The following is a 22,338-nucleotide window of genomic DNA, read 5'->3' as shown; positions in this document are numbered from 1 at the left end:
ATCCTAGGCAGGTGCCGCACGATCACGTCCGGATGTCCACTCCGTCGAACTCCTGCATCAGGTCGTCGACCAGCGCGACCATCGACATCCTGATCTCGTCCGGATCGCTGAAGCCGGCCTCAGCCTCTGCCGCCAACCTCGGAAGCAGATCTTCCGGCCCTGCTGCCAAGACGCGGAGCTCAGCCACCGCTCGCTCCGCCACCGCGATCGACAGCTGGCTGGACACCAGGTTCCGCAGGCTCTGCGCCAGCTCCGCAGTGCTGAAGGTGCGGAGCAGCCGTAGCACGTCAAGGCCGTCCTTCGGCTTCAGCCGGTGGATCTGCTCCCGGCGCTCGGCAATCTTGATGATCTTCGAAACGATCAGCGCGCCAGGACCTGCGACCTTGATCTCGAACGATCGTGCATCAGCCGGGTCCAGTGCGCTGATCGCTCGAACGCCGTTGTCCACGACGGCGGCTTCCAGTCCCAGGGTCTTGCGAGCCGTGTTCCGGTCATCGTGAGGTCGTCGCAGACGAGCAGAACGCCGGCCTGAACCGCCGCACAGACCTTCCGGTGCCATCAGGTCGACCGCGATTCCTCCCTGCCCGAGCCAACGTCCCGGTTGGTTGCCCGGCACGAAGCCCACCGCGCGCATGGCCTCCACCACCGCGGGCTCGTCCGCGAGATTCTCCGGAATGAGCGCGAGATCCGCGTCCGTGGTGGTCGGCGCGGTCCCGAAGTCAGCTGCACCTGTGTGCAGGTAAACAGCTTGAGCACCGACGAGGACGACCGCGTCGCGATGCGCTCCGAGTCCATCCAGCGCATCCAGCAGAACGCCCCGGGCCAGCACGTACTCAAGCGTGATCATTCTTCCAACCTGCTTCATCCGACTCGAGCACTGCCAACAGTTGTTCCGCTTCCTCGGTTGAGCGCCCTGGACCGGTCAGCAAATCGACGACGACCTGCGCGGGAGCCACGTAGTCAAGCCCCTCGACGCGTCGCGAGCGTGCGAACACGACATCGTCGTAAGGCCGCATCACGAGCACATTCGTCCCACGCTCAACGGGCTTCAAGTTGAGGTGATCCATGAGCCCGATCGGATCCTCGGCGTACAAGCTCAACGAAACCAAGGGCGACACCGCCGTCAAACCCTGCGGCAGATACGCACGTGCAGCGGCGGAGCCCGTCAGGACGACGCGTGAACCCACGTCGCGCAGCGATGCCAACGCGTGACTCAACCCCCTCGGATCCAACGCCGTGATGACCTCGTTGGAGGTCATCACCTTGTAGTCCCGGGCCCAGCGGTCGACCAATGCGCGCTTTCGCACAGAGGTCACGGCTCCGTCGTCGTTTCGCGTGATGACCGCTTCGCGGTCGAGCAGCTCCAAGACCCGTGCGCTCGAGGCAACACCGACTTGCGCGCGCGTTGCCAGATCTCTCACCCCGACAGGCACAGTCGTGTCGCAGAGTTCGAGCACTACTTTCGCCGCAGCGGGACCACGAAGAGACTTGAGAAGTCGATCCTCCGGGTCCCGGAAACCACTTCGATCCGCGCCGGCCCGATCGAGGAACAGGGCCGGGCTGTCGACTCTCAGACGCAAGTTTCCGGTGAGATCAAACCAGCCCATGCGGTCATGCCGGCTCATCTGCTCGCGAGTCGTCGGCGACACGAATGGCGCTACCAGCAGCAGTGCGCCGATCTTGATGCCACGTTCGCCGGCTGCTCGCGCGTACCCGCCCAGCTGTTCCGCCACTCTCGCGACGTCTCTGGGCGCCACGACTCCTTTGCACTCCAGCAGCACCGTCGCCGAAGCACCATCAGGTGCCATGATCACGAACTGCCCGTCCGGCCTGTACGCACGCCGAGAGCCGGGCTCCGCACCTGTCTCGCCAGGCTCGATCGACCAGGTCGGCGGCAAGGCCGATCTGATCGCCCGCACCGCCGCCCTGATGAGCTCAGGCTCAGTTGTTCCATGTTCTGCGCCGTTCCGGGACACATGGAACATGTTAGTTTGCGGAACAGTCCCCGCGCAGCGATTTGCTGGACACGTTCGGATGAGTTCTCACCACGAACTCAGAGGCTCTGATCGTCCTGGCTGATCGCCCGCCGCAGCACGTCCTGCAGCATCTCCTGGGTCAGCTTCCCGGTGAACGTGTTCTGCTGCGACACGTGGTAGCACCCGAACACCCGCAGACCACCGAGTGCCACCTCCACCCCGTGCCCGAACTTCGGCCGCGCTGACCCGAGCAGCGGCAGGAACGCCTGCCACCCGAACGCCCCGAGCACCACGACGGATCGCAACGACGAAAGCAACCCGATCTCCTCGCGCAGGAACGGCGTGCAGCGGTCCCGTTCCTCGGGCGTCGGCTTGTTCGCGGGCGGCGCGCACCGCACCGGCGACGCGATCCGCACCCCGTACAGCTCCAGGCCGTCGTCCAGCGCCCAGGCCTCGGGCTGAGAGGCCAGGCCGAGCTCGTACAGGGCGCGGTAGAGGAAGTCGCCGGACCGGTCGCCGGTGAACATCCGGCCCGTCCGGTTCGCGCCGTGGGCGGCGGGGGCCAGGCCCACGATCAGCAACGAGGCGTCGAGAGGACCGAAACCCGGCACCGGCTTGCCCCAGTACTCCTGGTCGCGGAACGCGGCCCGTTTCACCGCCGCGACGGACTCGCGCCACGCCACCAGGCGCGGGCACGCTCGGCAGGCCGTTATCCGCTCGTCGAGTTCCGTAATGTTGCCCCCATGTCCGAGGAGAAGACCGAAGAGAAGCCCGAGTCTCCGTCCGATGACCTTGTCACCACCCAGCACAGCATCACCGTCAAGGGCCGCGAGCTGAGCTACACCGCGACCACCGGGCGTGTCGTGCTCAAGGAGGAGGTCCTCAAGGACGGCGTGTTCGAGGGCCACAAGCCCAAGGCCGAGGTGTTCCTGACCGCGTACACGCTCGACGGCGCCGACCCGCTCAAGCGGCCCGTCACGTTCGCGTTCAACGGCGGGCCGGGTTCCGCCAGCGTGTGGCTGCACATGGGGCTCCTCGGGCCCCGCAGGGTGCTCAGCGGCGACGTCGGCGACCTGACCGCGCCGCCGTACGGGATCGCGGACAACGAGGAGACGCTGCTCGCCGAGAGCGACCTCGTGTTCATCGACCCCGTGTCGACCGGGTACTCGCGGGCGGCCAAGGGCGAGAAGCCGGGCAGCTTCCACGGCTACCAGCCCGACATCGACTCGATCGCCGAGCTCATCCGCCTCTGGACGTCGCGCAACGGCCGGTGGATGTCGCCGAAGTTCCTCTGCGGCGAGTCGTACGGCACGCTGCGCGCCGCCGGCCTGGCCGAGCAGCTGCAGAAGAAGTACGGCATGTACCTCAACGGGCTCATGCTGATCTCCTCGGTGCTCGACTTCGCGACGCTCGAGTTCAACGAGGGCCACGACCTGGCCTACACGCTCTTCCTGCCCACGTACGCGGCCATCGCGAACTACCACGGCCTGCACGGCGACCGTCCGCTCGAGGAGGTGCTCGCCGAGGCCGAGGAGTTCGCGGTCCGCGACTACCCGTACGCCCTCGCGCGCGGCAACCGGCTCAGCGACGCCGAGCGCGCCGCCACGGTCGAGAAGCTCGCGCGGCTCACCGGGCTGACCGAGGAGTACGTGGACGCGGTCGACCTGCGCATCGAGCACATCCGGTTCTTCACGGAGCTGCTGCGCCGCGACCGCAAGACCGTCGGCCGCATCGACTCCCGCTTCACCGGCTGGGACACCGACTACGGCCGCGAGGGCATCTCCGCGGACCCGTCGATCGACGCGATCGTCGGCCCGTACGCGGCGACGCTCAACCACTACGTGCACGCGGAGCTGGGCTACTCGAGCGACCTGCCGTACGAGGTCCTGTCGCGGGTCATCGAGCAGTGGTCGTACAAGGAGTTCGAGGGCAGGCACGTGACGACGGCGGGCAGGCTGTCGGCGGCGATGAGGTCGAACCCGCACCTCAAGGTGCACGTGGCGTTCGGCTGGTACGACGGCGCCACGCCGTACTTCGCGGCCGAGCACCTGCTCGCGCACCTGCAGATCCCGAAGGAGCTGACGGCGAACATCGAGTCGGCCTACTACCCGGCCGGGCACATGATGTACGTGCACGAGCCGTCGCGCGTGAAGCAGTCCGAGGACCTCGCGAACTTCGTGCGGAACTCGTCCAACACGTGATCCTGGACCTGTCCGACGGCACCGTCCTGCACGAGCTGTGGACGGTGCAACGTCTCGCGTACGCCGTCGAGGCCGAGATCATCGGCTTCGACGGCATACCGCCGCTGCACGAGTCGCTGGACGACCTCGGCTCGTGCGGCGAGACCTTCCTCGGGCTCCACGACGACGAAGGTCTCGTGGGAGCGGTGTCGTACCAGATGGACGGGTCCACTGTGGACATCTGCCGGCTGGTCGTGCACCCGCGTGCGTTCCGTCGCGGGGTCGCCTCGAAGCTGCTCGACGCGCTGCCGTCCGGGCCGCAGACCGTGTCGACCGGGAGCAGGAACGCGCCGGCGCTCGCGTTGTACCGGGGGCGCGGGTTCGTGGTGGTCGGCGAACGCGAGGTGGCGCCGGGCGTGTCGATCACGGACCTCGCCAGGCCGTGATCTGGGACGAGCCGCGGCCCGTGGGCGGCGCTGATCAACTCGGTCGAGTGGGACGTGCGACTCGGGCAGCGCCTGAGCTTCGCTCCCCGACCTGTCCGAGGTTCGATGCCGGCCGCGCACGGGCACGTTCCGCGTTGCGGTTGTGAAGCAGCCGGCACCGACGCATGGGCAACCACTTGACGGGTGAGCGGACCGTCTGCCAGACGGCCGGCACGTGCGGACGAGGCCCCACACGCGTCCGCAAGCGCCCGATCAACCGCTGGGGCGCGCCGTCTGACTCTCACGCCCGCACGCCCACATCCCTGTCGCGCGAGCAGTCCGCGGGAGTGCGCGCGGACGATCAAGCAGTTCGTCGGACGCCCGCCTGCGCACCGGGCCTTCGACGAGCAGAGGGGCCGCACCCGCAGGCACGACCCCTCGACCACGTAGAACCCGGTCAGACGACCGCGCGCTCCTCCGCGAAGTGGCACGCGGCCGGGTGACCGCCGTTGCGCGACACCAGCTCCGGCACCTCGGTCGCGCAGATGTCCTGCGCCTTCCAGCACCGCGTGCGGAACCGGCAGCCCGACGGCGGGTCGATCGGCGACGGCACGTCACCCGTCAGGCGGATGACGTCACGACGCCCGCGCTGGGTCGGGTCCGGCACCGGCACGGCGGACAGCAGCGCCTGCGTGTACGGGTGCATCGGACGCTCGTAGATCTCCTCCTCGGTGCCGATCTCCACGATCTTGCCGAGGTACATCACCGCCACGCGGTCCGACAGGTGGCGGACCACCGACAGGTCGTGCGCGATGAAGACGTACGAGAGGCCCATCTCGTTCTGCAGCTCGCCCAGCAGGTTCATGACCTGCGCCTGGATCGACACGTCCAGAGCGGACACCGGCTCGTCGCACACGATCACCTTGGGCTTCAGGGCCAAGGCGCGGGCGATGCCGATGCGCTGGCGCTGACCGCCGGAGAACTGGTGCGGGTACCGGTTGATGTGCTCCGGGTTGAGACCCACGGTCTCCAGCAGCTCCTGGACCTTGCGCTGCCGGTCCCCCTTCGGCGCGACCTCCGTGTGGATCTCGAAGGGCTCGCCGACGATGTCGCCGACCGTCATGCGCGGGTTCAGCGACGTGTACGGGTCCTGCAGCACGATCTGGATGTCCCGGCGCAGCTTGCGCAGCTCCGAGCCCTTCATGCCGAAGATGTCGCGGCCCTCGAAGCGCGCCACGCCCGACGTCGGCGGTTCCAGGCGCATCAGCACCTGGGCCAGCGTGGACTTGCCGCAGCCCGACTCGCCGACGACGCCCAGGGTCTCGCCCTTGTTCAGCGAGAACGAGACGCCGTCGACGGCCTTGACGTGGCCCACGGTGCGCTTGAAGAGCACGCCGACGCGGACCGGGAAGTGCTTGACGAGGTTCTCGACCTCGAGGATCGGCTCAGCCACGAGCGACCACCTCTTCCGCGATGTGGCACCGGCTGGTGCGGCCCATGCCGAGGTTGTGCACGGCGGGGACCTCCGTGGTGCAACGGTCGAACACGCGCGGGCAGCGCGGGTTGAACGGGCAGCCCGGCGGGATGTTGGTCAGCGACGGCGGCAGGCCCTTGATCGTCTTGAGCTCCTGGCCGCGCAGGTCCACGCGCGGCAGGGACTCGAGCAGCGACTCCGTGTACGGGTGTCCCGGCGCGCGGAACAGCTCGTAGACGTCGGCGTGCTCGACGATGCGGCCCGCGTACATGACCGAGATCCGGTCCGCGACGTCGGCGACGACGCCGAGGTCGTGGGTGATCAGGATCATGCCCATGTCGCGTTCCTTCTGGATCTCCGCGAGCAGGTCCATGATCTGGGCCTGCACCGTGACGTCCAGAGCGGTCGTGGGCTCGTCCGCGATCAGCAGCTCCGGGTCGAGCGCCAGCGACATCGCGATCATCGCGCGCTGCCGCATGCCGCCGGAGAACTGGTGCGGGTAGTCCGAGATCCGTCCCTTGGCGTTCGGGATCTTGACCTGGTCGAGCAGCTCGATCGCGCGCTTGCGGGCGTCCGCCTTGGACATCCCGCGGCGGACCTTCAGCTGCTCCTCGATCTGGAACCCGACGGTGAACACCGGGTTCAGGGCGGACAGCGCGTCCTGGAAGATCATGGCGATGCCCTCGCCGCGGATCGCGCGACGTTCGTCCGCCGACTTCTTCAGCAGGTCCTCACCGCGGAACTTGATCTCGCCGTTGGTGATGAACCCTGGCGGGGTGTCCAGGATGCCCATGATCGTCTGCGCCGTCACGGACTTGCCGGAGCCGGATTCACCCAGCACGGCAAGGGTTTCACCGGCGGAGACGTGGTAGTTCACGCCGTTGAGCACCTTCGCGACACCGTCGCGGGTGCGGAATTCCACGTGGAGATCCTCGACCTCCAGCAATGGCTGAGTCACAGGATTCCCCTATCGGGACTTGGGGTCGAGGGCGTCGCGCACGGCGTCGCCGAGCATGACGAAGGCCAGCACGGTGATCGTGACGAAGCCCGCGGGGAACAGCAGCATGTGCGGTGCCGACTGGAAGTAGTCGCGCGACTCGGAGATCATCACGCCCCACGACACGACCGGCGGGCGCAGGCCGATGCCGAGGAACGCGAGCGTCGCCTCGGCGCCGATGAAGGCTCCCAGGGCGATCGTCGCGTACACCAGCACGGGCGCCACGGTGTTCGGCAGCAGGTGCCGGAACACGATCCGCAGCGGCGAGGCACCGAGGCCACGCGCGGCACGCACGTAGTCCTGCTGCTTCGCCACGAGCGTCGCCGACCGCATGATGCGCATGGCCACCGGCCACGACAGCACGGCGATCGAGAGCACCACCTGCGTGATGATCCGGACCACGCCGGGGTTCTCCGACGGCGCGTTGAGCGTCGTCAGGATGACGATCGCGCCGAGCACGAACGGGATGCCGGCGAAGATGTCGCCGAACCGCGAGAGCAGCGAGTCGAGCCACGTCTTCGCGTAGCCGGCGACGATGCCGATGATCGAGCCGATCAGCACCGTCAGCACCGTCGAGAACAACCCGACGAGCAGCGACGCGCGGGCGCCGTGCATCGCGCGGGCGTAGACGTCGTAGCCCTGCAGGTCGTAGCCGAACCAGGCGTCGCCGGACGGCGGCTGCAACGACTTGTCGAGGTCCGCGGCACGCGGGTCGACCGACGTGAACAGCGTCGGCCAGATCGCCATCAGCACGATGACCGCGATGATCACCAGCGAGATGATGAACGTGGGCTTGCGCCGCAGCTCGCCCCACGCGTCGCTCCAGAGCGAGCGGGGCTTGCGCTGCTTCTGCGACGAGTCGTCGACGTGGCTGGCCTGGTCGACGCCGGCCGCCGCGGACGCCTCGAGTCCGGCTCCACCGGACACGGATCCTGGGTCACTCATAGCGAATCCTCGGGTCGAGAACGGCGTACAGGAGGTCGACGAGCAGGCTCATCAGCAGGTACACCAGCACCAGCAGGGTCACGATGCCCGTGACCATGACGCCTTCCTTCTCCTGGATGCCGCGGAAGATCAGGCCGCCGATGCCGTTGATGTTGAAGACGCCCTCGGTGACGATCGCGCCGCCGAGGAGGCTGCCGAGGTCGGTGCCGAGGAACGTGATCACCGGGATCAGCGAGTTGCGCAGCAGGTGGATGCCGACGACGCGGGTCTGCGGCTGGCCCTTCGCGATGGCCGTGCGCACGTAGTCGGCGCGCCGGTTCTCGACGATGCTCGTGCGGGTCAGCCTGGCCACGTACGCCATCGAGAGGCTGCCGAGCACGAAGCCGGGCAGGATCAGCTCGCCGAACGTCGGATCGGAGCTGACCGAGGTGTCCATCAGGTCGAAGCCCTGCGGGCCGAGGTAGAGCCGCAGCACGAAACCGGTGACGAAGACCGGCAGCGAGATCAGGAACAGGGTCGAGACCAGGACCAGGTTGTCCAGGAAGCCCGACTTGCGCAGGCCGGTGAGGACGCCGGCGATGATGCCGATGACGGCCTCGATGATCAGCGCGATGATGCCCATCTTGAGCGTGATCGGCCACGAGGTGCTGATCTGCTCACCGACGGAGACGCCGTTGAAGGTGGTGCCGAAGTCGCCGACGACCAGGTTGCCCAGGTACTTGAAGTACTGGATCAGCAACGGGTCGTTCAGGTTGAGCTTCTGGCTCATCTCGGCGATGTAGGCCGGATCGCACGGCCGCTGGCCGCACTTGCCCGCGAAGGGGTCCTGCGGGATCGCCCAGACGAGGGCGTAGATCAGGAAGGTGGTCCCCAGGAAGACCGGTATCAGCTGCAGCAGACGGCGCAGCACATAGCGACCCATGAGGTCGGCTCCTTGCGTGGTGGGGGGCGCCCCGAGCCCGCGGGAACCGCTCCGGCCCCGCGCCCGTGATGTTCGACGGACGCGGGGCCGGGCGGATCACTCAGGACTCAGGTGTTCGGAATCAGGCCTTGACGCGGAACGACTCCAGAACGCCCTGACGCTTGAACGACATCTTGGCGTCGAGCAGGTTCTTCGAACGGCCGCCGATGCCCTTCTCGTTCCAGGTCGGCATGGAGGGCAGGTCCTTGGCGATGATGTCCTCCGCCTGCTGGTACAGCTTGATCGCCTCGTCCTCGTTGGCCGTCTGGTCGGCCTTCTGCAGGAGCTTGTCGACCTCGGGGTTCGAGTAGTCCGAGTCGTTCGACGACCCACCGGTGCGGTAGAGCGGGTTGAGGAAGTTCTCGATCGACGGGTAGTCGGCCGACCAGTCCGAACGGCTCATGCCGGTCAGCTGCTTGCCGTCGACGATCTGCCGGAACGCACCGAAGTTGGTGGCGCCGACGAACTCGCACTCGATGCCCAGGGCCTGCTTGATGCTGTTGCACGCGGCCTCGAGCGGCTCCTTGCGGCCACCGTCCTGGTTGGACTGGATGGTGAGCTTGCCGGTGAAGCCGGACTCCTTCAGCAGCTCCTTGGCCTTCTCCGGGTTGTACTTGCAGTACTCACCACAGGTGTCGGCGCGGTAGCCCTTGATGCCGGGCGAGACGAAGCTGGTAGACGGCACGTACGAGCCGGCCAGCACGGTCTTCGTGATCTGCTCCCGGTTGATGGCCATCGAGACGGCCTGGCGCAGCTTGACGTTCTTGAACGCCTCGATGTACTGGGGGAACGCGATCGCGCTCTGGCCCAGCAGGTTCGCGGTCACGACCTGTTCCTTGAGGTCGCTCTTGTACTTCTCGCCGACCTTGGCCGACGGGGGCAGGGCCTCCATGAAGTCCAGCTTGCCCGCGACCAGGTCCTGGTACGCGGTCTCCTGGGAGGAGTAGATCTTGTAGTCCAAGGTCTTGAAGTGGACCTTGTCCTCGCCCTTGTAGTCGTCGAAGCGCTCCATCTTGATCAGCGCGTTCGGCGTGCGGGAGACGAACTTGACCGGGCCGTTGCCGATCGGCTTGGCCTCGGCGGCCTTCGGGTCGGCGAAGAACGAGTCGGCCATCGGGGAGAACGGCGTGTAGCCGATCATCGTGGTGAAGACCGAGGTCGGGCCGTTCAGCGTGACCTTGAACTCGTAGTCGCCGACGAGCTCGAGGCCGGACATCTTGTCCTTGGCCGGCTTGGCGTTCTCGTCGTCCGGGTGGACGTCGGAGAAGCCCTGGATCACGGAGAAGAACGACGCGGCCTGCTGGGCGTTCGGCGCGTACGCGGCCCAGTTCCAGGCGTCGACGAAGTTCTTCGCCTTGACCTCGGTGCCGTCGTGGAACTTCCAGCCCTGCTTGAGCTTGATGTCGTACACCTTGGCGTCACTCGACGTGATCGACTCGGCCATCAAGTTGTAGGGGGCGCCGTCTTCGGCCTTGTAACCGACCAGCCGCGAGAACAGGGAGTCGGTGACCTTGCCACCGCCCGCCTCGGTCGTGTTGGCCGGGAACAGCGTGCTCTTGGGCTCGGTGCCGTAGATCGACACCGTGCCGTCCGGGTTGTCCTTGCCATCGGCGGCGTTGTTGGAACCGCCACCGCCGCCGCCACATGCGCTGAGCGTCATGGCCAGCGCGGCTGGCAGTGCCACCCACGCAACCCGTGATCGCGACATCAGTCTCTCCCGCCTTTCCCCGGCGCCGCCGCAGATATTGCGTGCGCGCGCCTCCCCGGGAGGTCTCGTCCACCTCCCAAAACGTGAGAGGACGTTAACCGGGGCGTCCAGTACTACGCGCACCGAAAGCGGTCACAAACTCGTCACGATCACCTCAAGAAGACCTTAATTCGGCCTCAGACCAGCGAAAACGCGATGCCGTCGAGGATGTCGTGCTCGCTGCACACGAGCGTGCGAATACCCGCGCGATTCTCCAGCTCATCGGCAATCGCGCGCAGTACCACAGCTCCACCGCAGATCACGTCCACTCGACCGGGGTGCATCGGTCCCAGCGAGGCACGCTCATCATGCGTCATGGAGAGGATACGGTCGGTGATTTCACGAACATTGTCAAGTGTGATGCGGCTGAGGTGAATATCGTCGCTGTTGTACACCTCAAGCCCTTGGACCAGGGCTGACAATGTCGTAACGGTGCCGGCGACGCCAATCCACGTCTTCGCCTTCTCGACGGGCACCACGTCGAACGCCTCTTTGACCGCTCGGCGCGCAAACGCTTCCGCGTGCTCGATTTCACCCTTCGCGGGCGGGTCGGACTCGAGGAACCGCTCGGTCAGCCGCACACAGCCGATGTCCATCGACCGCGCGGCCTCGACCTCCGTGCCGCTGCCGAGGACGAACTCGGTGCTGCCACCACCCAGATCGGTGACGAGGAAGGGTCCCTCGTCCGGGTCGAGATCGGACACCGCGCCGAGGTAGGACAGCCGCGCCTCCTCGTCCCCGGTGATCACCTCGGCCGGCGCGCCGAGCACCGCCTCGGTCATGCCGAAGAACTCGTCGCGGTTGCTCGCGTCCCGCGTGGCACTGGTGGCGACCATCCGCGCCGTCTCGACACCCTTGCGCTGCATCGTGCGCGCGTAGTCCAGGAGCGCCTGGCGCGTGCGTTCGATCGCGTCGGGGTGCAGCCGCCCGGTCGCGTCCACGCCCTGTCCCAGCCGGACGATCTTCATCTCGCGATGCACGTCCCGCAGCCACACCGTGCCGTCGTCACGCCTGGTGACGTCGGCCACCAGCAACCGGATCGAGTTGGTCCCGCAGTCGATGGCCGCAACCCGCGACATGATCACTCCCGCTTCACCGTGCTACTTCAGGGTCGGATGGTTCCGGCAAGCATGACGCAGCCGCCCGCTCAGCCGGAGAAGCCCGCGGCGACGTGCCGCAGCCAGGTCACGTTCGCGGCGAGGTCCGCGGTGCCGGCCAGGGCGGGCAGCGCGTCCGGGCCTCGCCGGGGCGCGGGTTCGCCCGCCCGGTGGCGGCGCAGGCCGGCCGTCAGCATGGCCGCCTCGGCGAACGCCGCCCGGACGTCCGGGGCTTTCGCGCGCACGCGCGGGTCGTCGAGCGCCCGGTCGTAGTCGGCGGTGTCGCAGTGGTCGAGCAGCGCGCGGCGGGCGTCCCAGATCTGCACGACCCGCAGGTGCAGCCGCAGTGGAAGGTTGTCGACGGCCCACTTCTCGCCGAGCCGCGACGGCCCGATCGACATCCGGACGTGCGGGTTCGCACTGGTCAACGCGAGCCACAGCGGGTGGAGCCGCCGGTGGGTGCGGTGCATGCTCCCCCACCGCAGGGCCGCCGAGAGCCGCGGCCCCCAGCCGGGCACGGTGATCCCCACCAGCATGAACGGCACGGCGGCGGCGATCAGCCAGCCGGTGACCGCGCCTTCCTTGACACCGACCGGGGCGCCGAGGACGGCCCTGACGATGAACGTCGTGCGCACCGCGCAGTACACCGCCGCTAGGGCGTAGCCGGCCGTTCCCACGACCAGGCCGCGCCGGATCCACGGCTCGTCGGCCAGCCGGGACCACGTCCACGACAGCCGGCCGGTGCAGCCGACCAGCACCGCGATGTACCCGGTGAAGACGGCGAGGTAGATGGAGCTCAACGGCGCGTGGCCGTAATCCGCGACGTGCGCGGCGGTGTAGTCCTCCGGCGACGCCACGACCACCGGGACGACGGCCGTGACCAGTGCGACCACCAGTCCGATCCCGTGCCGGCGGACGTGCCGGGCGGCGTCGTCGTGCTCTCGGGCCATCCACACGTACGCGCTGTAGCCCAGGTAGACGCCGGTCATCGACAGCACGTGCTGGGTGATCGCCGTCCACCGCGTGATGTCGGGGACCGGCCGGGTCGACTCGGCTCCGTAGTTGAGCAGGCCCAGGCAGAGGCCGGCCGCGAAGCAGTGGGTGGCGAGCCACACCGACCGCAACGCCCGGTTGTCCGGCTTCCGCACCACCTTCACCAGCAGGTGGAGCGCGCACAGCGTGGCCACGGCCGACGAGATCACCGTCGGGTCGAGCAGCACCGTCACGAGTCGGTTCTCCGGTTCAGCAGCGCCGCCTCGAACCGGGCGTTCGCGGCGGCGACGGCCGCCGACCGGTTCGGCACGGGCACGAGGCTCCTGGCGGCACCGGCCCGCAGCCACATCAGGGCCGCGGCGATCTCGGCGACCTTCTCCTCGACCCCCGAGTACCCGTCGCGCTTGGCGAACCGCCGTGCCGTGTCGGCCAGTTCGGGCTCGAGCTCGGTCATCTCCTCGTCGGTGAGGTCGTCGAGCGACGTGCCGCGGTGCTCGAACAGCACGTGCGCGGCCTCGTGCATGATCACGTGCTCCTGCTGCAACGGCGGCAGCCGGTCGTCGAACACGATCACGAGGTCCCGCTCGCGTTCGATGACGAGACCGCCCGCACCGTCGCGGGGAAGTGGCGCCGGGTGGAGGGTGATCCGCTTGCCGCGCCGCGCGGAGATCTGACCGAGCAGGGCGTCGAGGTCGAACGGCACCGGCCAGTCCAGTCCGTCGAGCACCTCGTCGATCAACCTCCGGAGCGTCGCCAGATCGGTGTCGGCGGACCGCAGGGGGTCGGTCACTCGTCCCGCTCCGCCTCGCCGAGCTCCTCGATGAGACGGGCGACCGTCAACAGGCTCTCGGGGGAAAGGCTGCCCAGGCGCGCGTTGATCCCCTTCACGCCGTTGCGCTCGGCGGCCTCCTGCAACCGGCGCGCGGCGGCGAGCGAGTCGAGCTCCTGGTCGGCGGCCGCGGCGCGTTCCTCGTCCAGGAAGTAGCTGACCCTGACCCCGAAGAACCGCGCGAGCGCCTCCAGCGTCTCGATCTTCGGGTTGGTCTCCTGGCCGGTTCGCAGCTTCCACACGGTGGTGCGCGACTTGCCGATGTGCTCGCCGATGACCTGGTCCGCGACCGAGTCCTGGCCGTCCAGCTCGGCCTTCCTCGCGATCAGGCCGGTCAGGGCGTCCGCCAGCGTCCGCCCGCCATCCCCTGCGACCACCAGGCCCCCGATGTGTTAATTCAACTTTACTTGACAGCGTTCTCCGGCCGCCCATATTGTCGCTGACGTCGCCCTGCCGGGACCCGCCGAGGTCCCCGCCGGGCGGCAGGTCTGGGGGGACTTGGGGGTTGTCGCCGGCTTGCCCGTGCTCACGGGCCGGTCGACGACATGGTCGCGCACGTTTTCTGCACTCCTCACTCCTCCTCCGGCCGAGTCATGCACAGACTCAACTTCCTGGGGGAAGCACGTGAACATCCGAAGATTTGCCAATGCAATCTTACTCTCGCTGGCAACGTTGTCAGCCTCGGTGGTCGTGACGGCCCCGACGGCCACCGCAGCGCCGCAGCCTTCCACCGAGCAGTTCGAGGCGGTCTCGATCGCCGCGGGAGAACCGATCACCCGCGGGGAGGTCATGGCCCGCGCCAAGACGTGGGTCGACGAGCAGGTCCCGTACAGCCAGCTGCAACCGTGGCACTCGTCCGGCTGGCGGCGCGACTGCTCAGGCTTCGTCTCCATGGCGTGGAACCTGTCCAAGCCGGGGTTGTCGACGGTCACGCTGCCCGACGTGAGCCACCCCATCTCCAAGGAGGAACTGCTGCCGGGGGACATCCTGCTCCACGGCGGCCCCGGCACGGAGGGGGACAACGGGCACGTCCGGATCTTCGGCGGCTGGCTCGACGACGTGCACTCCCGGTACTGGGTCTACGAGCAGACGCCACCTGAGACGACGTACAGCGAGTACACCTGGGCGAACACCGCGGCCGAGTTCCCTCCGTACCGCTACGACAACATCGTCGAGGAGGACCAGAGCGCACGGCGGCACCCGTCCGTGGTGTACCAGCCGGACAGCGGGGTGACCGAGGTCTTCGCCCGCGGCGGCGACGGCAAGCTCATCCACACCTACGACAACGGCACCGGCTGGTCGACGTGGTCCACGATCGGGGACTGGACGCTCGCCGGTGATCCCGTTGCCGTCTACCGCCCCAACATTCACACCACCGAGGTGTTCGCCCGCGGCACCGACGGAAAGCTCATCCACACCTACAACAGCGGCAACGGCTGGGCGACCTGGACGTCCATCGGCGACTGGACCATCACCGGCGACCCGAGCGTCGTCCACCAGGAGCACAACAACGTGACCGAGGTCTTCGCCCGTGGCGGCGACGGCAGCCTGATCCACACCTACAGCTCGGGCGGGACCTGGTCGACCTGGTCGATCATCGGCGACTGGACGATGGCGAGCAGCCCGGTCGCGATCTACCGCCCGAACACGGCCACCACGGAGGTGTTCGCGCGCGGCGGCGACGGCAAGCTCATCCACAACTACGCGCGCCAGGGTCAGTGGTTCGGCTGGTCCTCCATCGGCGACTGGACCTTCACCGGTGAGCCGGCCGCCGTCTACCGGCCGGGCAACGGGTCCGTCGAGGTCTTCGCACGCGGCGGCGACGGCAAGCTGATCCACACCTACAACGTCGGCGACAGCTGGTCCACGTGGTCGCCGCTCGGCGACTGGACCATCCGCGGCAACCCGTCCGTGGTGCACCTGCCGCAGTCCGGTGTCACCGAGGTGTTCGCCCGTGGCGGCGACGGCAAGCTCGTCCACAACTACGAGAGCGGCGGTCAGTGGTTCGGCTGGTCCTCCATCGGCGACTGGACGCTCGGCGGTGAGCCCGCACCGGTGTACCGCCCGAACCTCAACGTGCTCGAGGTCTTCGTGCGCGGCGCGGACGGCAAGCTGATCCACACCTACAACAACGGCGCGTGGTCTCCCTGGTCGTCGATCGGCGACTGGATCCTCACCGGGGGTGCGGCATGAGCCGGTTCCGCTCCGCCGCGGCGGTGACGATCGCGGCACTCACCATGGCAGCCGGCGTCGCACTGCCGGCCAATGCCACGAATCTGTACCCGCACGACGCCTGCGACCCCGCGGGCCCGACCCAGCGGGACGCGTCGATCGCCGCGTCGGTCAACCCCGGCCTCACCGGCAAGATGGCGGGCGCTCTGGACGGGTACAACGTCTCCTGCGCCCGCGTGATCACGCAGGCGGTCAAGGACCGGGGCCTGTCCGCCAGGGCGGCGGCGATCGCCCTGGCCACCGCGATCGTCGAGTCGACGCTGGAGAACGTCAACGTCGAGCTCGACCTGGACAGTCTCGGCCTGTTCCAGCAGCGAGGCTCCTGGGGCACCCGTGAGCAGCGCATGAACCCGGCCTGGTCCACGAACGCGTTCCTCAACGTGATGGAGTCGTTCTACCCGCACGGTTCATGGGCGACGGCACCGATCGGCGATGTCGCCGCCGACGTCCAACGGCCGAAGGAGGAGTACCGGTTCCGGTACGCCGTCCAAGCCGACGACGCGGTCGAGATCGTGGCCGCGCTCGGGATCTTCGGCTCCCAGCCGTCGGCGTTGTCGGCGGTCTACCAGCCGGCCAACGGCGTGACCGAGGTCTTCGCCAGGGGTGCGGACGGCCGGCTGATCCACACCTACGAGAGCGGCAGCGGCTGGTCGACCTGGTCCACGATCGGGGACTGGCGCCTCGGCGGCAACCCCGTCGCGGTCCACCGGCCCGACAGCGGCACCACCGAGGTGTTCGCCCGCGGCACCGACGGCAAGCTCATCCACACCTACAACACCGGTTCCGGCTGGTCCGGCTGGTTCCCGATCGGCGACTGGACCTTCACCGGCGACCCGGCGGTGACCTACCGACCGGACAACGGGGTGACCGAGGTCTTCGTCCGCGGCACGGACGGAAAGCTCAACCACGTCTACACCACCGGCGGGTCGTGGTCGACCTGGTCGTCCCTCGGCGACTGGGAGATCGCGAGCAGCCCGGTCGCGATCCAGCGCACCGGCACCACGGTGACCGAGGTGTTCGCCCGCGGCACCGACGGCAGGCTCGTCCACAACTACAACAACGGTTCCGGCTGGTCCGGCTGGTCCACCATCGGCGACTGGACCTTCACCGGCGACCCGTCGGCGGTCTACCAGTCCCACAACGGCGTCACGGAGGTGTTCGCCCGCGGCACCGACGGCAAGCTCATCCACACCTACGAGATCGGTGGTCAGTGGTTCCCCTGGTCGGACATCGGCAACTGGACGTTCCGGGGCGACCCGGCGGCGCTCTACCGGCCGGACACCCGGGTCACCGAGGTGTTCGCGCGGGGTGACGACAGCAAGCTGATCCACACCTACAAGGTCGGCGACCAGTGGCACACCTGGTCGAACATCGGCGACTGGGCGCTCGGCGGCGAGCCGCTGGGGGTCCACCGCCCGAACACCGGCGTCACCGAGGTGTTCGCCCGCGGCGGTGACGGCAAGTTGATCCACACCTACGACACCGGTTCCGGCTGGTCCACGTGGTCGCCGATCGGCGACTGGGTCCTCGCCGGAGAGGGCTGACCGGCTGAACCGGGGCTTCCCGCGCTGGGGGTGCGGGAAGCCCCGGTTCAGGGCGTCTTCACGAGGTCGAGGAACGCCGACCAGGCCTGCTCCGACACCGGCAGGTGGGTGGTGGGGGCCTTGCTGTCGCGGATGCCGATGCCGTGACCGACCTCGACGCAGTCGCTGGCGGTCGGGCTGTAGCTGCTCTTGCGCCACACGGACATGAAGCACGCTCCTCAGTCCAGCAAGCTCGTGATCAACCTCCTCGATTGTTCCGCATCCAAAGCCTCCCGATCCAACCGCTTCAGCACTTCGGCGTAAGTGGCCAGCGATCCCTCGTCCTCCAGGAAGAGGCCGGAGTTCTGGCTCTCGATGAAGACGACCGGCTCGTACTTGTCATAGCTGAGCCGCACGAACGAACCCGCCATTCCAGCGTGTGCACCGATTGCGGTCGGCACGACGCGGAAGGTGATGTAGTTGCGCATCACCACCAGTTGGAGGTGGGTCAGCTGCGCCCGCATGACGTCAGGCCCGCCGATCGGCAGCCGAAGCGCCTGTTCGTGCACGTAGAACACGAACTCGCGGCCTGGCTGGAAGTTCGCCTGACGTTCGAGCCGCGCCCTGACCAACGCGTCGACGTCGACCGCTTTGACACCCACCGCTTTCTCCGTCGCGGCACGGATGTAGCCCGCTATCTGGAGGTGGCCGGGGACCAGGTTCATCGACCACACGGTGATCCTGCTGGCGAGGCGTTCCTGGCTGATCAGCGAGTGGACCTGGTCCGGCACACCGTCTTCCGGGAACAGGAGCCAGCCCTTCTCCCGCGACTCCCGGTACAGGGTGAGCATCTGCTCGACCTCGGTGTGCGGGGCGCGGCAGTAGGACAGGAGCCGGACGACGTCCAGCTCGGTGACGCCTCCCTTGCCCTGCACCAGGTCCGAGACCTTGGCCTCCTGCCAGTCCAGCAGGCGGGCGAGTCCGCGCTGGGTCATGCCGCTCTGTTCGATGGCGCCGCGCACGCCATTGCCGAACTCACGGCCCACCACGCTCGAGTTGCGCTTCGGCATGGGAACGCAGGCTAGGAGACGGAAACCCCTCCGCTCCAACGTTTCTGCCCGAATCGCCCCGAACGAGGTACGGCTTGGAGGAGCTCCAACGCGACACGCCGGGTCAGCTGGGCGTGGTCGTTACCAGGCTGGTGGTGGTCGGCTCGACCGCGCTGCCGGTGCTGTTCGGGGTGGCGCTGCTGCTGTTCGCGGACGACGACTGGGAGGTGCCGGACGACGGCTCGGACGCGGGCGGCGTCGACGGCTCGGTCTGCGGCGGGTTCGACGACGTCGTCGTGGTGGTCGTGGTCGTCGTCGTGGTGGTGGACGACGAAGGCGGCGTCGAGGACGGCGGGCACGACATGGACGTCGACGGCGGGGTGGAGGGGGACGTCGTCGTGGTGGTGGTCGTCGTGGTCGTCGAGGTCGGCGTCGGGCACGAGGGCGGCGTGGACGACGGCGGCGTCGAGGACGGCGGGTTCGACGTGCCGGGGTTGCCGGGGTCGGTGCCTCCCGGAGGCGTGCCGGGGTTGTTCGTGTTCGGGTTCTGCTGGTTGTTGCCGGTGTCCGTGAGCGGCGGCAGGGCGTCGACGTTATCGCTGTACTCCCTGGCCCACTTGAGGACCGTCTGCACGTACGACGTCGACTGGTTGTAGCGGAAGACGGCCGCTGCCCGCGCGCTCGGCTTGCTCAGGTCGCCGCCGCCCGCGCACAGGTAGCGGCCGGCGCCCAGCGCGGCGTCGTAGACGTTGTTCGGGTTGACGGTGCCGTCCTCGTTGCCGTCGCCGCCGAAGCTCGCCCAGGTGCCGGGGATGAACTGCATCGGGCCGACCGCGCGGTCCCAGGTGGTGTCGCCGTCGAGGCGGCCGCCGTCGGTGTCGCGGATGGCGGCCACGCCGGGAGCGCCGTTCAGGACCGGGCCGAGGATCTTGGGGGTGGCGTCGCCGACGGCGTTCACCCGGCCGTTGTTCGCGTGGTTCGACTCGATCTTGCCGATGCCGGCGAGCAGCGCCCAGTCGAGGTTGCAGCCCGGGACGAGCTGGGCCATCTTGTCCTCGGCCCGCAGGTAGGCCTCCAGCACGACGCCGGGGATGCCGTAGTCGCCGGGGAACTCGTCGATCGCGCCGGGATCGTTGTCGAGGGTCTCGTCGAGCTCGCCGTCCTCGAGGTCGGCGAGCAGCGCCGCGCTCAGCTCCTCGGACAGCGGCAGGCGGCCGGACGCGCCCAGCTCGGACGGGTCGCGCTGCAACGCCTTCAGGACGTCGGCGGTGCCGAGGGTGATGGGGATGTCGTTGTGCTTGGAGAGGTTGACCCAGTCGACGAGCTTGGTGCCGACGACCAGCGACGGCGCGAGCATCGCGGCGAGCGCGGCAACGGCGAACCCCTTTTGCCTCGGGGACAGCGCCGCGGGCCCGCGCAGTTTGGCCATTGCCACGAATGCTCACCTCTCGTGCGTCATCGCGGCGCGCCGTCTCGCAGTTACGGCGGACGCCCCCGTGCTGACCCGTTCCACCCTGCCCCACTTGTGAGACCAGGTGTACCCAAGACGGAGTGAAGCGTGTGTTCGGTTCCGTTGACTGTTAACTCGGAGTTACGAACAGTCGCCCGTCGGCCAGAGCGCCTGCGCCTTCAAGAGTGCCAGGGCCTCGTCCCCCATGGGATTGACCCCGGGGCCCTTCGCGAGGGCGTGCGCGACGTGCACGTGGAGGCACTTGACTCTGCCCGGCATGCCGCCCGCGGTGACCTGGGTGCCCAGCGACTCGATGGCGTCGCGCTCGGCGAGGTACGCCTCGTGCGCGCGCAGGTAGGCGGCGGCGAGCTCGGGGTCGGTCGCCAGCCTCTCCTGCTGCTCCTTCATCAGCCCGCCGCCTTCCAGCGTGCTGACCAGCGAGTTCAGCTTCGGGCAGGTCAGGTAGTACAGCGTCGGGAACGGCGTCCCGTCGGGCAGCCGCGGCGCCGTCTGCACGACGTTCGGGTGCCCGCTGGGGCACCGCGAGGCGATCGCACGTGCCCCGCGCGGCGTGCGGCCGAGCTGCTGAGCGACCGTTTCCAGGTCAGCAGCACTTACTTGTGCGTCACCGATTCCCACAGTTCCTCGTACCAAGACCCTTGTGCCGCGGGCTTGCCCGACGGCCTCTCCGATTCAGTGTTGCGACTCTCGTCACCCGGCAGTTGCACGATGTAGGGCGTCTCGCCCGGCCGCACCCAGTGCAGCCGCTTGCGCGCCTCGATCTCCACGTAACCGGGGTCCTGCAGCTGCGCCTTGCGCTGTTCGAGCGCGGCGACGGTCTCGCGCAGCTTCTCCTGCTCGGCCCCGACGTCGCGGAGCTCGTCGCGCTGCGAGAGGTAGGTCCGCAGCGGGACCGCGATGCTCAACGCCAGTGCGCACAGCACCATCGCGAACATCGCGGCCCGCCGCGTTCCCGTCATGCCGAACGCGCCACCCGTGCCGTCGCTGCGACGCGACGGCGCCTTGGGACGCGGAGGCTTCCGAGCGCGCGCGGGCCGCGCCTCCCGCTCTTCACGGGGACGGCGGGGACGGCGCGCGCGCTCGGCCATGACCTCAGGCCTCCGGCGTGTAGCGCGGGAACGCGAGCTCGCCCGCGTAGCGCGCCGCGTCGCCGAGGCTCTCCTCGATGCGCAGGAGCTGGTTGTACTTCGCGGTGCGCTCACCGCGGGCGGGCGCACCGGTCTTGATCTGGCCGGCACCGGTCGCGACGGCGAGGTCGGCGATGGTCGTGTCCTCGGTCTCGCCCGAGCGGTGCGACATCATCGACTTGTAGCCGTAGGACGTGGCCAGCGAGACCGCGTCGAGCGTCTCGGACAGCGTGCCGATCTGGTTGACCTTCACCAGCAGCGCGTTGGCGGCGCGGCGGGAGATGCCCTCCTCCAGGCGCTCCGGGTTGGTGACGAACAGGTCGTCGCCGACGATCTGGACCTTCTCGCCCAGCTCGGCGGTCATCTGCACCCAGCCGTCCCAGTCGTCCTCGGACAGCGGGTCCTCGATGGAGACCATCGGGTAGTCGCGGACGAGCTCGGAGTAGTAGCCGATCATCTGCTCGGCCGACCGCTTGCTGTTCTCGAACGAGTAGGCGCCGTCCGAGAAGAACTCGGTGGCGGCCACGTCGAGCGCGAGCGCGACGTCGCGGCCCGGCCGGTAGCCGGCCTTCTCGATGGCCTCGAGGATGAGGTCGAGCGCGTCGCGGTTGCTGCCGAGGTTCGGCGCGAAACCGCCCTCGTCGCCCAGGCCCGTCGCGAGGCCCTTGCTCTTCAGCACGGACTTCAGCGCGTGGTAGACCTCGGTGCCCCAGCGCAGGCCCTCGCGGAACGTCTCCGCGCCGATCGGCGCGATCATGAACTCCTGGATGTCCACGTCGGTGTCGGCGTGCGAGCCACCGTTGAGGATGTTCAGCATCGGCACGGGCAGCACGTGCGCGTTCGGGCCGCCGACGTACCGGAACAGCTCCAGGCCACTGCTGGTCGCCGCCGCCTTCGCGACCGCGAGGCTGACGCCGAGGATGGCGTTCGCGCCCAGGCGGCCCTTGTCCGGCGTGCCGTCCAGGTCGACGAGCTTCTGGTCGACGACGCGCTGCTCGACGGCCTCGATGCCGACCAGCTCGGGGCCGATCTCGTCGAGCACCGCGGTGACCGCGCGCTCGACACCCTTGCCCAGGTACCGCTTGGCGTCGCCGTCCCGCAGCTCCACCGCCTCGTGCTCACCGGTGGACGCGCCCGACGGAACAGCCGCGCGCTCCAGCGTGCCGTCGTCCAGCGCCACCTCGACCTCGACGGTGGGGTTGCCGCGAGAGTCAAGGATCTCGCGTGCTCCGACCTGCTCGATGACCGCCACTTGCGCTCCCTGTTTCTCCTGCGTCTCGTCGTCGTGACGAGCCTACTTGGGCCAGGTGAC

General features: G+C 68.5%; 22 protein-coding genes. 4 read left to right on the top strand and 18 right to left on the bottom strand.

Annotation, left to right across the window (positions count from 1 at the left end; translation table 11 throughout):
- Positions 1-22: 22 nt before the first annotated feature.
- The 3 genes from ACFWV3_RS32995 to ACFWV3_RS32985 all read right to left on the bottom strand — a co-directional run bounded on the left by ACFWV3_RS32995 (position 23) and on the right by ACFWV3_RS32985 (position 2,764).
- Positions 23-847, bottom strand: a complete 825-nt coding sequence (locus ACFWV3_RS32995; protein WP_382417080.1) for a GSU2403 family nucleotidyltransferase fold protein — start codon at positions 845-847, stop codon at positions 23-25.
- Positions 834-1,976: a type IV toxin-antitoxin system AbiEi family antitoxin gene (locus tag ACFWV3_RS32990; protein ID WP_382417078.1), complete on the bottom strand. Its 1,143-nt coding sequence runs from the start codon at positions 1,974-1,976 to the stop codon at positions 834-836. Before ACFWV3_RS32990 ends, ACFWV3_RS32995 begins: the two co-directional genes overlap by 14 nt.
- Before the next feature lie 77 nt (positions 1,977-2,053).
- Positions 2,054-2,764, bottom strand: a complete 711-nt coding sequence (locus ACFWV3_RS32985; RefSeq protein ID WP_382417300.1) for a uracil-DNA glycosylase — start codon at positions 2,762-2,764, stop codon at positions 2,054-2,056.
- Between ACFWV3_RS32985 and ACFWV3_RS32980 the strand changes: the two genes are divergently transcribed.
- Together ACFWV3_RS32980 and ACFWV3_RS32975 are read left to right on the top strand one after the other, a co-directional pair.
- Positions 2,720-4,177, top strand: coding sequence for a S10 family peptidase (locus tag ACFWV3_RS32980; protein WP_382417076.1), 1,458 nt, complete (start codon positions 2,720-2,722; stop codon positions 4,175-4,177). The genes ACFWV3_RS32985 and ACFWV3_RS32980 overlap by 45 nt on opposite strands.
- The gene (locus ACFWV3_RS32975; protein ID WP_382417074.1) at positions 4,174-4,602 is read left to right on the top strand and encodes a GNAT family N-acetyltransferase; all 429 of its coding nucleotides are present in this window, start codon (positions 4,174-4,176) and stop codon (positions 4,600-4,602) included. Before ACFWV3_RS32980 ends, ACFWV3_RS32975 begins: the two co-directional genes overlap by 4 nt.
- Positions 4,603-5,038: 436 nt before the next feature.
- Here the strand turns inward: ACFWV3_RS32975 and ACFWV3_RS32970 are convergent, their stop codons facing one another.
- The 9 genes from ACFWV3_RS32970 to ACFWV3_RS32930 form a co-directional block, all read right to left on the bottom strand.
- The gene (locus ACFWV3_RS32970) at positions 5,039-6,034 is read right to left on the bottom strand and encodes an ABC transporter ATP-binding protein (protein ID WP_382417072.1); all 996 of its coding nucleotides are present in this window, start codon (positions 6,032-6,034) and stop codon (positions 5,039-5,041) included.
- Positions 6,027-6,977 (bottom strand): ABC transporter ATP-binding protein, encoded by a 951-nt coding sequence (locus tag ACFWV3_RS32965; protein ID WP_382417070.1) that lies wholly within the window; start codon positions 6,975-6,977, stop codon positions 6,027-6,029. The genes ACFWV3_RS32970 and ACFWV3_RS32965 overlap by 8 nt, the downstream gene beginning before the upstream one ends.
- Before the next feature lie 45 nt (positions 6,978-7,022).
- Positions 7,023-7,997, bottom strand: coding sequence for an ABC transporter permease (locus ACFWV3_RS32960; RefSeq protein WP_382417068.1), 975 nt, complete (start codon positions 7,995-7,997; stop codon positions 7,023-7,025).
- Entirely contained in the window at positions 7,990-8,919 is a 930-nt protein-coding gene (locus ACFWV3_RS32955; RefSeq protein WP_382417066.1) for an ABC transporter permease, read from the bottom strand. Before ACFWV3_RS32955 ends, ACFWV3_RS32960 begins: the two co-directional genes overlap by 8 nt.
- Positions 8,920-9,040: 121 nt before the next feature.
- Entirely contained in the window at positions 9,041-10,666 is a 1,626-nt protein-coding gene (locus ACFWV3_RS32950) for an ABC transporter substrate-binding protein (RefSeq protein ID WP_382417064.1), read from the bottom strand.
- A 176-nt stretch (positions 10,667-10,842) separates the two neighbouring features.
- Positions 10,843-11,784: an exopolyphosphatase gene (locus ACFWV3_RS32945; RefSeq protein ID WP_382417062.1), complete on the bottom strand. Its 942-nt coding sequence runs from the start codon at positions 11,782-11,784 to the stop codon at positions 10,843-10,845.
- Between the two features lie 68 nt (positions 11,785-11,852).
- Entirely contained in the window at positions 11,853-13,028 is a 1,176-nt protein-coding gene (locus ACFWV3_RS32940; RefSeq protein WP_382417060.1) for an MAB_1171c family putative transporter, read from the bottom strand.
- A complete protein-coding gene (locus ACFWV3_RS32935; RefSeq protein ID WP_382417058.1) occupies positions 13,025-13,585 on the bottom strand; it encodes an ImmA/IrrE family metallo-endopeptidase in 561 nt (186 codons plus the stop codon). Before ACFWV3_RS32935 ends, ACFWV3_RS32940 begins: the two co-directional genes overlap by 4 nt.
- Positions 13,582-14,001, bottom strand: coding sequence for a helix-turn-helix domain-containing protein (locus ACFWV3_RS32930; protein WP_382417056.1), 420 nt, complete (start codon positions 13,999-14,001; stop codon positions 13,582-13,584). The genes ACFWV3_RS32935 and ACFWV3_RS32930 overlap by 4 nt, the downstream gene beginning before the upstream one ends.
- 313 nt (positions 14,002-14,314) lie before the next feature.
- On the opposite strand from ACFWV3_RS32930, the gene ACFWV3_RS32925 reads away from it, so the two are divergent.
- Both ACFWV3_RS32925 and ACFWV3_RS32920 read left to right on the top strand, forming a co-directional pair.
- A complete protein-coding gene (locus ACFWV3_RS32925) occupies positions 14,315-15,817 on the top strand; it encodes a hypothetical protein (RefSeq protein WP_382417054.1) in 1,503 nt (500 codons plus the stop codon).
- A complete protein-coding gene (locus ACFWV3_RS32920; RefSeq protein WP_382417052.1) occupies positions 15,814-17,400 on the top strand; it encodes a hypothetical protein in 1,587 nt (528 codons plus the stop codon). The genes ACFWV3_RS32925 and ACFWV3_RS32920 overlap by 4 nt, the downstream gene beginning before the upstream one ends.
- Positions 17,401-17,447: 47 nt before the next feature.
- Here the strand turns inward: ACFWV3_RS32920 and ACFWV3_RS32915 are convergent, their stop codons facing one another.
- The 6 genes from ACFWV3_RS32915 to eno all read right to left on the bottom strand — a co-directional run bounded on the left by ACFWV3_RS32915 (position 17,448) and on the right by eno (position 22,278).
- Positions 17,448-17,606 (bottom strand): DUF397 domain-containing protein, encoded by a 159-nt coding sequence (locus ACFWV3_RS32915; protein ID WP_382417050.1) that lies wholly within the window; start codon positions 17,604-17,606, stop codon positions 17,448-17,450.
- A gap of 12 nt (positions 17,607-17,618) precedes the next feature.
- Positions 17,619-18,449, bottom strand: a complete 831-nt coding sequence (locus ACFWV3_RS32910; protein WP_382417048.1) for a helix-turn-helix domain-containing protein — start codon at positions 18,447-18,449, stop codon at positions 17,619-17,621.
- A 103-nt stretch (positions 18,450-18,552) separates the two neighbouring features.
- Complete coding sequence (locus ACFWV3_RS32905; RefSeq protein ID WP_382417298.1) at positions 18,553-19,857, bottom strand: lytic transglycosylase domain-containing protein; 1,305 nt, start codon at positions 19,855-19,857, stop codon at positions 18,553-18,555.
- A gap of 162 nt (positions 19,858-20,019) precedes the next feature.
- Positions 20,020-20,517, bottom strand: a complete 498-nt coding sequence (locus tag ACFWV3_RS32900; RefSeq protein ID WP_382417046.1) for a DUF501 domain-containing protein — start codon at positions 20,515-20,517, stop codon at positions 20,020-20,022.
- On the bottom strand, positions 20,493-20,858 hold the full coding sequence (locus tag ACFWV3_RS32895; RefSeq protein WP_382417044.1) for a septum formation initiator family protein: 366 nt from the start codon (positions 20,856-20,858) through the stop codon (positions 20,493-20,495). The genes ACFWV3_RS32900 and ACFWV3_RS32895 overlap by 25 nt, the downstream gene beginning before the upstream one ends.
- A 133-nt stretch (positions 20,859-20,991) precedes the next feature.
- Positions 20,992-22,278 (bottom strand): phosphopyruvate hydratase, encoded by a 1,287-nt coding sequence (gene eno / locus ACFWV3_RS32890; RefSeq protein WP_382417042.1) that lies wholly within the window; start codon positions 22,276-22,278, stop codon positions 20,992-20,994.
- Positions 22,279-22,338 lie beyond the last annotated feature (60 nt).

Source organism: Lentzea sp. NPDC059081 (genome assembly GCF_042738015.1).
GTDB lineage: Bacteria > Actinomycetota > Actinomycetes > Mycobacteriales > Pseudonocardiaceae > Lentzea.
The sequence above is the reverse complement of the archived record's forward strand: the minus strand, read 5'-3'. Positions and strand labels throughout refer to the sequence as shown.

Coding starts and splice junctions, on each gene's coding strand:
- ACFWV3_RS32995 (WP_382417080.1), bottom strand. CDS start 847: ATGATCACGCTTGAGTACGTGCTGGCCCGGGGCGTTCTGCTGGATGCG.
- ACFWV3_RS32980 (WP_382417076.1), top strand. CDS start 2,720: ATGTCCGAGGAGAAGACCGAAGAGAAGCCCGAGTCTCCGTCCGATGAC.
- ACFWV3_RS32960 (WP_382417068.1), bottom strand. CDS start 7,997: ATGAGTGACCCAGGATCCGTGTCCGGTGGAGCCGGACTCGAGGCGTCC.
- ACFWV3_RS32955 (WP_382417066.1), bottom strand. CDS start 8,919: ATGGGTCGCTATGTGCTGCGCCGTCTGCTGCAGCTGATACCGGTCTTC.
- ACFWV3_RS32950 (WP_382417064.1), bottom strand. CDS start 10,666: ATGTCGCGATCACGGGTTGCGTGGGTGGCACTGCCAGCCGCGCTGGCC.
- ACFWV3_RS32945 (WP_382417062.1), bottom strand. CDS start 11,784: ATGTCGCGGGTTGCGGCCATCGACTGCGGGACCAACTCGATCCGGTTG.
- ACFWV3_RS32920 (WP_382417052.1), top strand. CDS start 15,814: ATGAGCCGGTTCCGCTCCGCCGCGGCGGTGACGATCGCGGCACTCACC.
- ACFWV3_RS32915 (WP_382417050.1), bottom strand. CDS start 17,606: ATGTCCGTGTGGCGCAAGAGCAGCTACAGCCCGACCGCCAGCGACTGC.
- ACFWV3_RS32910 (WP_382417048.1), bottom strand. CDS start 18,449: ATGCCGAAGCGCAACTCGAGCGTGGTGGGCCGTGAGTTCGGCAATGGC.
- ACFWV3_RS32905 (WP_382417298.1), bottom strand. CDS start 19,857: ATGGCCAAACTGCGCGGGCCCGCGGCGCTGTCCCCGAGGCAAAAGGGG.
- ACFWV3_RS32895 (WP_382417044.1), bottom strand. CDS start 20,858: ATGACGGGAACGCGGCGGGCCGCGATGTTCGCGATGGTGCTGTGCGCA.